This window comes from Microvirga sp. 2TAF3, from assembly GCF_052114965.1.
Classification (GTDB): Bacteria; Pseudomonadota; Alphaproteobacteria; order Rhizobiales; family Beijerinckiaceae; genus Microvirga.
The window spans coordinates 1-12,276 of the sequence record NZ_JBFRFT010000007.1 but is presented as its reverse complement, the minus strand read 5'-3'; the positions used below and the strand labels follow the sequence as shown (position 1 = coordinate 12,276).

Below are 12,276 nucleotides of genomic sequence, written 5' to 3'. Positions count from 1 at the left end.
GTGATGGTGACGGCATCGTCTGTGAGATCCAGTCGCGCCTGGGATGGGTTGAGTCTCCGCCACAAACGGGTGCTCTGGGCTTGGTCTTTCCTGGCGGTGCCGATCGTCTTCTATAGTGTCATTCGCTTCTGGCCCACGCTCGAAGCGTTTGCGCTGTCCTTTACGGACTGGAACCTGCTGAGGCCGGCATCGTTTGTCGGCCTCGCTAACTATATTCGCCTTGCGCAAGATCCGCTGTTCTGGCAGGTCTTCCGCAACACGGCTGCCTATCTCGTCATAGGCACGCCGATTAGCCTGCTGATTTCCTTCGTGGTTGCTTATTATCTCGACCGCGTCACGTTCATGCATGGCTTCATCCGTGCGCTTTACTTCTTGCCTTTTCTGACGACCGCGGCCGCTATGGCCTGGGTTTGGCGATGGTTCTATCAGCCGATTCCTATCGGCGTGATCAACGGCCTGTTCACATGGCTGGGCCTGCCGCAACAGCCGTTCCTGCGCTCTACAGCGCAAGCGCTGCCTGCAATCCTGGCTCCCGCCGTGTGGGCAGGGCTTGGTTTTCAGGTCATCATTTTCATGGCTGGCCTAAGGGCCATTCCGTCGTCCTATTACGAGGCGGCACGCATCGATGGATTGTCGGAATTCGCGATCCTGCGGAAGATTACCATTCCGCTTCTGAAACCCACGATCGTCTTCCTCGTGGTCTTCTCGTCCATTGGGTTCTTAAGGATCTTTGACCAGGTCTATAATATGACCTTCAACGACCCTGGTGGGCCACTCAATACAACGAAGCCAATCGTGTTGATGATCTATCAGACAGCCTTCAAATCGCTGGAGATGGGTTATGCGGCCGCGCAGACAGTAGTCCTGTTCCTGATCCTGCTCGTCGTCTCGCTTATTCAGCTTCGCTTGCTCAAGGACCGCTGACGATGACGACAGCTACTCTTCCATCGCGGAGTGTGGGGCAGAGCCTACCCGCTCGCCCGGGACGCATCATTGCTTGGACGCTGCTCTTCCTCGGTGGCGTCGTCATGGTGGCCCCGATCCTCTTCATGTTGTCGACCTCGTTGAAGGACGCTTCGCAGGTCTATGACCTGCGTCTCATTCCGGAATCGCCATCTCTCGACAACTATAAGGCTGTCCTCTCGGATGGACGTTTTCTGCGCTGGTTCATGAACTCGCTTGTGGTCGCTGTTTGTGTGACCCTGTCAAATGTCTTTTTTGACTCGCTTGTCGGTTATACGTTGGCGAAGTTTCACTTTCGGGGCCGCTACCTCGTCTTCATCGCCATCTTGTCGACGCTGATGATCCCGACCGAGATGCTCGTCATTCCATGGTACCTCATGGCGAGCAATTTCGGCTGGATCGACTCCTATTGGGGCATCATGTTCCCCGGCATGATGACGGCGTTCGGCACTTTCCTGATGAAGCAGTTTTTCGAAACCGTGCCGGATGAGTTTCTGGAGGCAGCGCGTGTCGATGGCTTGAACGAGTTCACGATCTGGTGGCGCGTGGCAATGCCTCTCGTCACGCCTGCTTTGTCGGCGCTGGCGATCTTCACCTTTCTCGGCAACTGGACTGCCTTTTTCTGGCCTCTCATCGTTACCAACAGCCGCGAGCTTTACACGTTGCCGGTTGGACTCTCCAGCTTCGCGGTAGAGCAGGCGATCCAGTGGGAAATGATTATGACGGGTGCGAGTCTTGCGACGATCCCGACATTGTTCGTCTTCCTTCTCCTCCAGCGCTATATCGTTCGTGGAGTCATGCTCGCGGGCCTCAAGGGTTGATCATGTCCAAAGTCAATGACCCTCGTCTCGACGATAAAAGCGTCTTCCCAGATCCCGTCTACAAGGAGACGGTGCTGCGACCTCTCTTCGATGGAGCAAAGGCGCATCACGTGGACGGCTTTCGCCGTATCGATCGCGCGCATTTGGTCATGCTCACCGAGAGCGGGATTCTCGATCGCAAGCAGGCTGGAGCTATCGCTCGAGCGTTGGAAGCGATTGATGTGGAGATAGACGTTTCGGAACTCACCTATACCGGTGAGGTCGAAGACTTTTTCTTTCTCATTGAGAAGGAATTAAAGCGCAGGCTCGGCCCCGATATCGCTGGGCGCCTTCATACGGCGCGGTCCCGCAACGATATCGATCATACGCTGTTCAAACTCGGCCTGAAGGAGCGCATCGATACCCTGCTCATAAAGGTCCGCCATCTTGCCGATACGCTAATCAAGGTCGCGGCCCGTGAGAAGGCGACGCTGATTGTTGCCTATACGCACGGCCAGCCGGCCCAACCCACGACATTCGGTCATTATCTTGGCGCGATGATCGAGGTTCTGCTGCGGGATATCGAGCGCCTTGTTCAGGCCCGTGAGATCGTCGATCGCTCTCCCATGGGAGCGGCGGCGATCACCACCTCCGGTTTTCCCATCAACCGGGAACGCATGGCGGCGCTGCTAGGCTTTTCGGCACCGTTGCAGAATTCCTATAGTTGCATCGCGGCGGTTGATTACGTCACAGCGACCTATGGCGCCATCGAACTCATGTTCCTGCATCTCGGGCGTCCAATCCAGGATCTGCAATTCTGGACGAGTTTCGAGGTCGGCCAGATCTACGTGCCGAATGCTTTCGTGCAGATCTCTTCAATCATGCCGCAAAAGCGGAATCCAGTTCCCATCGAGCATTTGCGCCATCTGGCATCGCAGACTTTCGGCCGTGCGCGGGCGATGCTTGACATCATGCATAATACGCCATTCACAGACATGAACGACAGCGAAGGCGAGACCCAAGCCATGGGCTACGAGGCCTTTGTCTCCGCAGGTCGCGTTCTCGACCTCCTCGCCGCCTTGATGTCGGAAATCCGCATCGATGACACCCGAGTGAGGGAGAATATCCGGCGAAGCTGCATTACTGTCACGGAGCTTGCCGACAGCCTTGTCCGTCGCGAAGGACTTTCCTTCCGCGAGGCGCATGAGATTGCAGCAGCCGTTGCGCGAGCAGTCGTCGCCGTGCAGGGTGACCTCGCCAAAGATGGCTATGCGACTTTCCTGAAGGCCTTCGCTTACGCGACAGGCAGGCAGACGAGCATTGATGAAGCGACCTTTGTCGAAATGGTTGCGCCTGAGCATTTCATCGCAGTTCGAAATCGTTTTGGCGGACCTGCGCCGCAAGTATTGAGCGAAGCCCTTCAAGGGTATCGCGATCAGCTTGACGCTTTGACGGATCAAGCGCGTGCCACGGCTGCGCGAGAAGTAACTGCATCGTCCGAACTCGACTCGAAATTCCGTTCGCTTCTGGGAGAAGCCTGATGGCAACCATTGCCCTTGACGGCCTCGTTAAACAATATGGCAAGGCCACTGTCGTTCACGGCATTGATCTGCATGTCAGCGACGGTGAGTTCGTCGTGCTCGTCGGCCCATCGGGCTGCGGCAAATCGACGACGCTGCGTATGATCGCGGGGTTGGAAGATATTTCCGGAGGCACGATCAAGATCGATGGTCGCGTGGTCAATGAGGCCGAGCCCAAAGACAGGAACATCGCCATGGTGTTCCAAAATTACGCCATTTATCCGCATATGAGTGTGGCGCAAAATATTGGCTTCGGGCTCTATACCTCGAAACTTCCGGAGGTTGAGAAAAAGAAGCGGATCGCAGAAACGGCGCGGATCCTCGGACTTGAAAGCCTACTTGACCGGCGCCCATCGCAGTTGTCGGGTGGGCAGCGTCAGCGTGTTGCCATCGGCCGTGCCATGGTGCGCAATCCGGCGGCCTTTCTGTTCGATGAGCCTCTCTCGAATCTGGATGCACAGCTACGCACTCAGATGCGTCTTGAGATCAAGAAGCTGCATCAGAGGCTTGGGACTACCATCGTATTCGTTACGCACGACCAAGTTGAAGCCATGACCATGGCCGACCGAATCGTTGTCATGCGAGACGGGCGTATTCTCCAGGTCGGCACGCCCATGGAGCTCTACGATAATCCGGCCGACGTCTTCACCGCGCGTTTCATTGGAAGTCCGACCATGAATATCCTGTCCGCCCGGCTTGCAGAAAGGGCTGGGCACTACAGCGCCGAACTCAAGGGAGTGGGCGCGACTGTATCCCTTGCAACGTCCAACCCTGCGGGCATGATCGGAGCTGACGTTCTTGTGGGCGTCCGTCCGCACGATCTCGTTGTCGGTCTGGCGGGTGAGGGCGGACTGACCCTGAAGGGTCAAGTTGCTGTTGTCGAGCCCCTTGGCTCTGAGACGCTGGTTCATCTCGATGTCGGTGGTACGTCCATTATTGCTAGTGCACCCGGCAAGACGATCCCAAAAGTGAGCGAGCAAATCTCGGTTCATGCATCGCCTGGCAGCCTTTATTTGTTTGACGCTAAATCCGAACGGGCCCTATGCCGGATGTAACGATCACACCCGAGTACAAAAATAATGTTCTGTGCCTCGGGCGCACTTATTGCGATTTAGTTTTCACAGGCTTAGGCGGACTTCCTGTCCTTGGTCGTGAATTATTTGCGGACAATGTCGCCGTAGTTCCAGGTGGTGGTGCCTTCATCACGGCTGCCCATCTTGTCAGCCTGGGGCGTTCGGCGTCACTTGTGACGCGCTTGGGTACGGACCCTTTGTCGCTCGGTATGGAAGGCGAACTCGTAGAGAGCGGTGTTGGACTCGCTTTTGCCGAACGCTCTGCTGATGCGGGCCCGCAGTTGACGGTCGCCATCGTCCAGTCTCAGGATCGGGCTTTCCTATCTCGACGCGCAGGACATGGGCGCCCCGCAACACTCAAGGCCGCACTTTCATCACCAGAGGCCCGGCATATCCATATTGCAGAATATGCGACGTTGGCCGAAATCCCTGGACTCGTGGATCAGGCCAAGGCCAAAGGCCTGACGATTTCACTGGACCCCAGTTGGGACGATACGCTGATTCACGACCCCGGTTTTCTCGAAAACTGCCGCGGGATCGATCTTTTCTTGCCTAATGTTGAAGAGGCGAAAGCCGTCGCTCGCACGAGCGACATAGACCAAGCGCTCGCATATTTATCCCAATATTTTCCAATTATGGTCCTGAAGAGAGGATCTGCGGGGGCTACTCTTGCCAGAGCCGGCGGACATATCTCGCTCCCTGCTCCGCAGGTCCGCGTTGTTGATACGACGGGTGCGGGCGATGCATTCAATGCGGGCTTTCTTCACCATTGGTTGAAGGGGGAGAGCGATCGTGCCTCTCTCGCCGCAGCCATTGCCGCGGGCAGCCTATCCGTGCAAGCGGCGGGGGGCACGACAGCATTGAGAGCGCTGAGCGCTGCTACAGGCAGTACGTTGCAGAAAGCTCACTTTTTGTAAGAAACGATACAGAGTGGCCCTACACAAAGCTCTGATTGTTGCTCTAGGTCTTGGCGCTGACCGTTCTTTAAGAGCGAGGATTTCTCGCTGAACTTTCAATATCATTGCCAGACTAAATCAGAGAGCAAAACGATGCGTTGCAGAATAACTCATCCAAGAAACGGCACGCCTGACAATCAGAATTTAGATTGAGCTCATCCTCCTTTCTTTCCTTCAACTGCTTGCAGCTTTGCTTTAGGAAGGCCTTTGCCGCTATCGAGATACACGTCAGATCACAAGGTGCATCCGGCCAGACTTATCGTTCTGGAATGGTAAGGGCATCGGCTCAGACCTCACAACAGGGTCATGATGATCAGGGTCCCTCAGAATTTCCAGCTCCTCCTCGCCGGCGAAGCGCGCCAATTCCGCCAACTTATGCAAGGTGACCCGGTGACGTCCCCGGAAGGATACTAACTTCGCTTGTTTCAGTTTCGTTAGAGAGCGGCATACAGTTTCAATCGTGAGGCCCAGATAATCAGCCATGTCGAGGCGCGTCATCGGCAGTTCGAAGTCAATCGTTTTCTTATCGCTCCCATATACTCTCAGGCCATTTTTCAGCAAGAAGCTGGCGACGCGCTCCTCTGAACTCTTCTGCCCGAGCAGAATCATTTGCTCTTGCGCAGCGCTTAGCTCATCTGCGACCACTTCGAAAAGTTCGTGCTGAAGGGCAGGGGACTCGGAGGCGAGCTTTCGCAAACGCTCGCGCGAAAAACGAGAGTATCGAACATTGGTTACGGCCTCGGCAGTATAGGAATATCTGTCATGGAAAGCGATGCCAAGAACATCTCCGGCAAAGGCGAATCCAGTGACCGCACGGCATCCATCAGGTAGAATTCTGTAAAGGCGAAGCACGCCTTCGTGGATTCGGAAGGTGCCTGTAGCGGGATCTCCTTCCCAGAATATGGCTTGTCCGGGGTGGCATGAATCTGTTGCCCGAGATGTGAAAAGCTCCGCGAGGGATTCCATTCTGCCCGTCGTAGCGACCGAGAAAGACATATCAGCTCTCCTTAAGGGCAAGGAAAGCCCTATGCATTGGCTGATAAACTTTGCAGCTTCGTGTTGTGGCAGTAATGTTTAGATACGTTATATGACGGTTTGTAATAGCACCTAAGCTTAGCCTTTAAGCGGATTGTGTGATGGCTACAGGGCCGAATGAGTCGCATATTCTCGTTGTCGATGATGACGCCAGGATTAGGACTATGCTTGCCCGATACCTCTCAGGGGAGGGATTTCGCGTTAGCTTGGCTGAGAATGGCGATGTCATGAAGGATGTGCTCGCCAAAGAGGCCATAGATCTCATCCTTCTCGATCTCATTCTCCCGCGGGAGGACGGCCTCGTTCTTGCTCGCGATATTCGGAGGGACTACCCGCACATCGGAATCGTGATGCTTACAGGACGCAGTGATATGGTCGACAGGGTGGTCGGCCTCGAAGTTGGGGCCGATGACTATGTCGCGAAACCCTTCCACCTTCGCGAAGTTCTCGCTCGTATCCGCAGCGTCCTGCGCCGCGTTCAACAAGCACGTGCGGTGCGCGATCATGAAAAGGCGGAACGTCCAATCATTCGCTTCGAAGGGTGGCAATTTGATCTTCAGCGCCGCCAATTGACTACACCTACTGGCCAGAACGTTGCTTTGACGACGGGCGAGTTTGAGCTTCTTCAAATCTTGATTAGTCATTCCGGGCGTGTCCTGCACCGTGACCGCTTGATGAACTTGACGCGAGGGCGAGCCCATGATGCCCTTGATCGGACAATTGATGCCCAAGTGGCGCGATTGCGAAAGAAGATAGAGATCGATCCTCGACACCCGATCTTCATCAAGTCCGTCCGTAATGTAGGCTATGTTTTTACGGGGGATATCGAACCTTAAGCCCGTACTCCGTCGCCCAGAGCCTCTCGAGTTTTGCGGGCTAGATCAAGCGCCGTATAGGGCTTCTTCAGCCACAATGATCCGCCGATGATTTCCTGCTTGATGATGTCCGGCTCGGTATAGCCTGTAGTCAGAAGAATGCGAATCTTTGGATAGGCCCGCCTAACCACCTGTGCGAGTTCGCCGCCTGTCATGCCTTCAGACATCACGATATCGGTAAAGAGTAGGTCGATGTGCTGGTTCCCTTTCAGGATTTTTAAAGCCTCAAGCCCATTTGCGGCCTCAACAACGGTATATCCTAGGGCTTTGAGGCGCGCGACCGTGACACGGCGAACCTGTGCATCGTCTTCTGTCAGGAGAATTGTCTCGCCGCGTGCGGGAAAGTCCTGCGATGTGAGAATCGGATCGACTTCGTCCTCCAGCTTCTCATTCTCCGCAAGAGGCAGGAAGACTTGAACTGTCGTGCCCTTTCCAGTCTCGCTATAGAGATGAATCAGCCCACCCGACTGTTTGATGAAACCGTAGACCATGCAGAGGCCTAGTCCGGTTCCAGTTCCGATTGGCTTCGTCGTGAAGAAAGGTTCAAAAGCCTTCTGCTTCACCTCCTGTGACATCCCGATACCGGTATCGGTCACGCTCAAAAGCACAAAACGACCAGCTTTGGCTTCAGGATATATTTGAGCATAATCCTCTTCGATTTCAGCGTACGATACTTCGAGCGTGAGCGACCCTCCTTGAGGCATGGCATCTCGGGCATTGAGAGCGAGGTTGAGAAGGGCGTTTTGGAATTGCACACTGTCGACGAAAGCGAAATATCTATCTCCGCTGACTATCAATCGCATGTCTATCGCTTCGCCAAGGGTTCTGCGTAAAAGGCGTGAAAAATCGGAAACGAGCTCACCAATATCGACCAAGATTGGGTTGAGTGGTTGCCGACGACCAAAGGCTAATAGACGCTCAGTGAGGTTGGCCCCTTGCTGAGCAGCATCCTGAACTTCGGATAGGATCGCTCGATCCTCTGCTCCCAGGTTGGGGGAGGCCTCGATCATTTCGAGGTTGCCGATTGCTACAGTCAGTAGATTATTGAAATCGTGCGCGATACCGCCGGTCAGTTGACCGATAGCTTCCATCTTTTGGGATTGGCGCAACTCCTGCTCGATCTTTTGTCGGCTGGTAAGATCGCGGATGAAGCAAGTAAAGATGCGTTGACCTCCAACCATTGCCTCGCCGACAGCAAGATCCATGGGAAAGGTTGTGCCATCTCGGCGAAGTCCCATGACTAACGTGCCGATTCCGATAATCTTTGGATTGCGCGTCGTCAGGACGCGTTGAATATACTGATCATGCTGCTCATTACGAGGAGCGGGCATAAGCATTCTGACATTTTCTCCTAAAACCTCGCTAGCTTTATAGCCGAAAAGTTCTTCCGCCGATCGACTGAAGGATTCGATGCATCCTGTCTCGCCGATCGTCACTAGGGCCTCGGGTATAGTCTCCAGAATGGACCGGAGGCGCATCTCCTTTTGAAGGGCCAATTCCTCTGCGGATCTGAGAGCCGTCATGTCAAAGAGAGTCGCTACGACGCGTATGGTGCTTTCGCTTCTCCGTTCTCCGATGCATCTGATCTTGCGCATTGATCCATTCGACTGAACGATCCTAAACTCAAATTCGAATGAGAGACCGTGCTGATAGGCTCTGGAGACTAGTGCCTTCACCTGGGATCGGTCGTCCTCATGGACATAATTATCCAGAAAGCCCTGCCAGGGTATGGCATAGCCATCGTTGGGTATTCCCAGCACATCCAACGTTTCTTTTGAGAGGAAGCCTGTGGCGCCTGCTTTATCGCGGATCTCAAGGCGCCCGAGGCGGGCGAGTCTCTGCGCATCCAGAAGATCCTGCTCGCTTGCTACAAGAGCGCGCCTTGCCTCTCTGTGGGCTAAGGCAAGAAGGGCGGCCCACCAGATGATTGCAATTGCCAAGCCGCGATTCAGAATCGTGAAGAAATCGCCATAGCCGGGGCTTGGCGGCGATGCGATATACCCAACGACGGCGAGCAGTGTTGTGAGCGCTGCAATGATGAGGATTGAACGTTTTTGTTCGATCCAAAAGCTCAGGAGAACAATGGGGATGTAAAGGAAACCGGCTGCTAATTCTGCCGGCAGCAGGGTGTCGAAGACAAAAAATATTGCGACTAAGGCAAAGGTGATCGGCAATAAGCGATCTGCTTTTGCGCCTATCTTTGGAAGAATTACAGAGGCCTTCATAGGCAGACCCGCTTATAGAAAAGCTTCCTCATTGACGCGTCATGCGATTAACTACTTCGTGTCCTCTATTAAAGAGGAAGCGGAAGAATAGACATTCTCAGAGCCAAAGGAAAATGATTTTGATCAGAAAAAGTCTTGCGAGTATCGCTATCTGTAGGGCGGTGGCGTGGAAGAAACTGATATTTGTCAATGTCTTGAACGATGGCCTGTCGATCATGCCTGACCGCCAATCGCGTCGAGGGTAGGCTATGACATCCCAGAAAATTGTCTCACATCGCCCGAACTCTGACGAATTAAAGGCTTTTACAAAAGCATGGAGATCGACAATCGACCTCTCGCTTATCGTGACAAGCGAAAAGTTGTCCTTCGCAAGTCGCCGATTGCAGGTCCAAGCCAATCATCCCTCTGCGCTTGCCAGATGCCAAACAATGCTGGTGACGCTTCAGAAACAAACGACGTTCGCCCAGGCCGCTATATCGGATTACATTGCCGAGGCCAACAATATCATGAAGGGGGTACGCTCGGCGCTCGTCCCGGGATCCGTAAGATGAATGAAACAAATTGGAAGGGCAGGACGAGAATATTGGCCCGGGAGAGGTCGCGAGGACCGATATGATCAAAGATATTCTCGTTCATCTCGATGGGACGCCGGATGATGAGACGAGGATCGCTTATTCTTATATGCTTGCCAAGCTTTTTAAGGCCTATATTACGGGCCTTTTCTTGAATACTCTGCCCTACACGGTCGCTCCTGTCGAAACGGGTTATGGTGGCGCCGAGTTCTATGCTGAGATTATGAAGCAAGCGCGAAAGGAGGGAGATCGCCTTGAGCATAGCCTCAAGGTCAAGCTTGATAAATTAGAAGCGCCTCATGAAATCCGCCGTTTTGATGTGTTTGCAGATGAGATTGCGAACGTGGCTACTGTAGAGGCGCGGTGGGCTGATATCGCTGTTTTGCTTCGGCCCTTTGGACCCAATGGGATCAGCCGTTGGCCTGAATTGATGCAAGGTGTTCTTTTCGGGTCGGGGCGAAGCATTCTTCTCGTCCCTGACATGCGGCCCGCAAGCGATGGTTTCGATCGTATTCTAGTTGCCTGGAATTCTAGCCGCGAGGCGGCGCATGCGGTCGATGAAGCGATGCCTTTCCTGAGGAAAGCTCGGGAGGTCGCATTAGTAACCGTCAGCGAGGAGGCTCCCTCGGATGAAGAGAGAAAGCCTGGTGCGGATTTAACCAGTCATCTTGATCGACATGGTGTGAAAGTCAGCCTCCACAATCTGCGCAGCAATAATAGTAACGTCGCCAACGCCATCTTGAATGAAGCTCAAAGTCAGGAAGCTGATCTCATCGTGGCAGGCGGCTATGGACATTCCCGGCTACGGGAATGGGCCCTCGGCGGTGTGACGCGCGAGCTGCTGCACCAATCGCCATTTCCCCTTCTCATGGCACATTGATGGGTACAGAGGATGATAGGCACAGCTTGAGGGCCGTTTCATCGTCATGAAGTATTCGAGTTTTATTGCGAATGTTACCAGCGAGCGAGGATTCCATGGATGGCAAGCTCCTGCGCAAACTTGGCATAGACGAGCTTAAGTTTGAACCGAGCATCGATGCTGCCAGCATCAGAATTGCCGTCGACGAAGGAATCGTAATCCGTAGCGGTCATGTGAAAAGCTATGCAGAAAAGGTTGCAATCGAGCACGCTGTGCGACGTGTGTGCGGCGTACGCGCCTTCGCTCGAGAGATCGAAGTACGGTATCCAAACGATAAGGAAACATCGGATGACGAGATTGCTAAGTGAGCACCAAGCGTCATCGCCTGGAATGCACGAGTTTCCAGCGATCTCCTTAACGTTAAGGTACAAAAAGGGCTGGATAACCCTATCAAGAGTGGTTGATTGGCAATATCAAAAACTGGCGGATGAGACGGCTGTGAAGAAACTCTCCGGAATCGGTGGGTCTCAAACCTCATTGAGGTCAAGGCATATACCCAGACTTCGGACATAAGGTAAAAAACTTTACAAGTCCTGAAGGGTAGCGTTGAAATCGAGACAAGCGCAATTCAGGTAATCGTAGATGCTGATAAAGTCGCCCTCGAAGGAAAAGTACATGATTATTATGAGCGCGTCGTGATCGAGCGTGCTCCATGGTCAGCCGGGGAGTGAAGGCGATTGACGACAGGTTGGTTGACACTGCATGGATTGGTAGGTCCTGGGAGGTCCGCAAATAGGGCCGAACAAGGCCGTGATTTTACCGAGAATTGTCTCACGGAATGAGGCTATGCCGATGCAGGGAGGCTCATCTTCTTGGGGTAAGAAATTTCTCGCTACTCTGCGTACACGCTCTTGCGGAAGGGTTGCGGCTCTCGGGCGAATACTGTTGCTGCGCAAGTTTCCTTGCCGATGATGTAACGTGTTCTGTTCGCTGTTCGTTGCTGGATTATCGATGAGCCTGCTTGGCTTTAAATGACGTTGATCGCGCTCTACCGAAACCGTGCCGACGCTCTGACTACTTTCTTCCATGGGCGCGAGGATTTGTGTTCAAGGATCACGCCGTTTTTAGAGTACGCATCTCCAAGAGCAATACAGCGCTGTCAGGTTTGTCCGACATACTTATAACCAACATAGCGTTTAGCTTCGATGGGATCGTATCCGAGGCGGGCGCGGAGCTTCTTGCGCAGCTTGCTGACATGGCCCTCGACGACGCTCTCCTCGACCTCGTTGCTGTAGAGGCCGTAGATGGCGTTGAAGATCTGGGTCTTGGTCAGACGTC

General features: G+C 53.9%; 11 protein-coding genes. 8 read left to right on the top strand and 3 right to left on the bottom strand.

The features are described 5' to 3' along the window. Positions 1-3: 3 nt before the first annotated feature. Genes AB4Y97_RS09105 through AB4Y97_RS09085 form a run of 5 tightly spaced genes read left to right on the top strand, consistent with a single transcriptional unit; the run spans position 4 to position 5,333 of the window. On the top strand, positions 4-924 hold the full coding sequence (locus AB4Y97_RS09105; protein ID WP_441998716.1) for a carbohydrate ABC transporter permease: 921 nt from the start codon (positions 4-6) through the stop codon (positions 922-924). A gap of 2 nt (positions 925-926) precedes the next feature. Beyond that, a complete protein-coding gene (locus tag AB4Y97_RS09100) occupies positions 927-1,784 on the top strand; it encodes a carbohydrate ABC transporter permease (RefSeq protein ID WP_441998715.1) in 858 nt (285 codons plus the stop codon). Positions 1,785-1,786: 2 nt separating this feature from the next. Then, the gene (argH, locus tag AB4Y97_RS09095; protein WP_441998714.1) at positions 1,787-3,304 is read left to right on the top strand and encodes an argininosuccinate lyase; all 1,518 of its coding nucleotides are present in this window, start codon (positions 1,787-1,789) and stop codon (positions 3,302-3,304) included. Then, on the top strand, positions 3,304-4,398 hold the full coding sequence (locus tag AB4Y97_RS09090) for an ABC transporter ATP-binding protein (RefSeq protein WP_441998713.1): 1,095 nt from the start codon (positions 3,304-3,306) through the stop codon (positions 4,396-4,398). The genes argH and AB4Y97_RS09090 overlap by 1 nt, the downstream gene beginning before the upstream one ends. Further along, positions 4,386-5,333 (top strand): carbohydrate kinase family protein, encoded by a 948-nt coding sequence (locus AB4Y97_RS09085; protein WP_441998712.1) that lies wholly within the window; start codon positions 4,386-4,388, stop codon positions 5,331-5,333. The genes AB4Y97_RS09090 and AB4Y97_RS09085 overlap by 13 nt, the downstream gene beginning before the upstream one ends. Positions 5,334-5,600: 267 nt before the next feature. Here the strand turns inward: AB4Y97_RS09085 and AB4Y97_RS09080 are convergent, their stop codons facing one another. Continuing rightward, positions 5,601-6,368, bottom strand: a complete 768-nt coding sequence (locus AB4Y97_RS09080) for a helix-turn-helix domain-containing protein (protein WP_441998711.1) — start codon at positions 6,366-6,368, stop codon at positions 5,601-5,603. 140 nt (positions 6,369-6,508) lie between these two features. Here AB4Y97_RS09080 and AB4Y97_RS09075 point away from each other — a divergent pair, with 140 nt between their 5' ends. Further along, positions 6,509-7,243 (top strand): response regulator, encoded by a 735-nt coding sequence (locus tag AB4Y97_RS09075; RefSeq protein ID WP_441998710.1) that lies wholly within the window; start codon positions 6,509-6,511, stop codon positions 7,241-7,243. Here the strand turns inward: AB4Y97_RS09075 and AB4Y97_RS09070 are convergent. Then, positions 7,240-9,507: a PAS domain S-box protein gene (locus tag AB4Y97_RS09070; RefSeq protein WP_441998709.1), complete on the bottom strand. Its 2,268-nt coding sequence runs from the start codon at positions 9,505-9,507 to the stop codon at positions 7,240-7,242. The genes AB4Y97_RS09075 and AB4Y97_RS09070 overlap by 4 nt on opposite strands. A gap of 612 nt (positions 9,508-10,119) precedes the next feature. Here AB4Y97_RS09070 and AB4Y97_RS09065 point away from each other — a divergent pair. Together AB4Y97_RS09065 and AB4Y97_RS09060 are read left to right on the top strand one after the other, a co-directional pair. Then, positions 10,120-10,959: a universal stress protein gene (locus AB4Y97_RS09065; protein WP_441998708.1), complete on the top strand. Its 840-nt coding sequence runs from the start codon at positions 10,120-10,122 to the stop codon at positions 10,957-10,959. A gap of 95 nt (positions 10,960-11,054) precedes the next feature. Next, positions 11,055-11,306 carry a BON domain-containing protein gene (locus AB4Y97_RS09060; RefSeq protein WP_441998707.1) on the top strand — a complete coding sequence of 84 codons (252 nt, stop codon included), beginning with the start codon at positions 11,055-11,057 and terminating at the stop codon, positions 11,304-11,306. A gap of 791 nt (positions 11,307-12,097) precedes the next feature. Here AB4Y97_RS09060 and AB4Y97_RS09055 read toward each other — a convergent pair. Further along, positions 12,098-12,276: winged helix-turn-helix domain-containing protein (locus AB4Y97_RS09055; protein WP_441998885.1), on the bottom strand; the 179-nt coding region annotated here is incomplete at its 5' end.

Coding starts and splice junctions, on each gene's coding strand:
- AB4Y97_RS09080 (WP_441998711.1), bottom strand. CDS start 6,368: ATGTCTTTCTCGGTCGCTACGACGGGCAGAATGGAATCCCTCGCGGAG.
- AB4Y97_RS09065 (WP_441998708.1), top strand. CDS start 10,120: ATGATCAAAGATATTCTCGTTCATCTCGATGGGACGCCGGATGATGAG.
- AB4Y97_RS09100 (WP_441998715.1), top strand. CDS start 927: ATGACGACAGCTACTCTTCCATCGCGGAGTGTGGGGCAGAGCCTACCC.
- AB4Y97_RS09070 (WP_441998709.1), bottom strand. CDS start 9,507: ATGAAGGCCTCTGTAATTCTTCCAAAGATAGGCGCAAAAGCAGATCGC.
- AB4Y97_RS09085 (WP_441998712.1), top strand. CDS start 4,386: ATGCCGGATGTAACGATCACACCCGAGTACAAAAATAATGTTCTGTGC.
- argH (WP_441998714.1), top strand. CDS start 1,787: ATGTCCAAAGTCAATGACCCTCGTCTCGACGATAAAAGCGTCTTCCCA.
- AB4Y97_RS09090 (WP_441998713.1), top strand. CDS start 3,304: ATGGCAACCATTGCCCTTGACGGCCTCGTTAAACAATATGGCAAGGCC.
- AB4Y97_RS09105 (WP_441998716.1), top strand. CDS start 4: ATGGTGACGGCATCGTCTGTGAGATCCAGTCGCGCCTGGGATGGGTTG.
- AB4Y97_RS09060 (WP_441998707.1), top strand. CDS start 11,055: ATGGATGGCAAGCTCCTGCGCAAACTTGGCATAGACGAGCTTAAGTTT.
- AB4Y97_RS09075 (WP_441998710.1), top strand. CDS start 6,509: ATGGCTACAGGGCCGAATGAGTCGCATATTCTCGTTGTCGATGATGAC.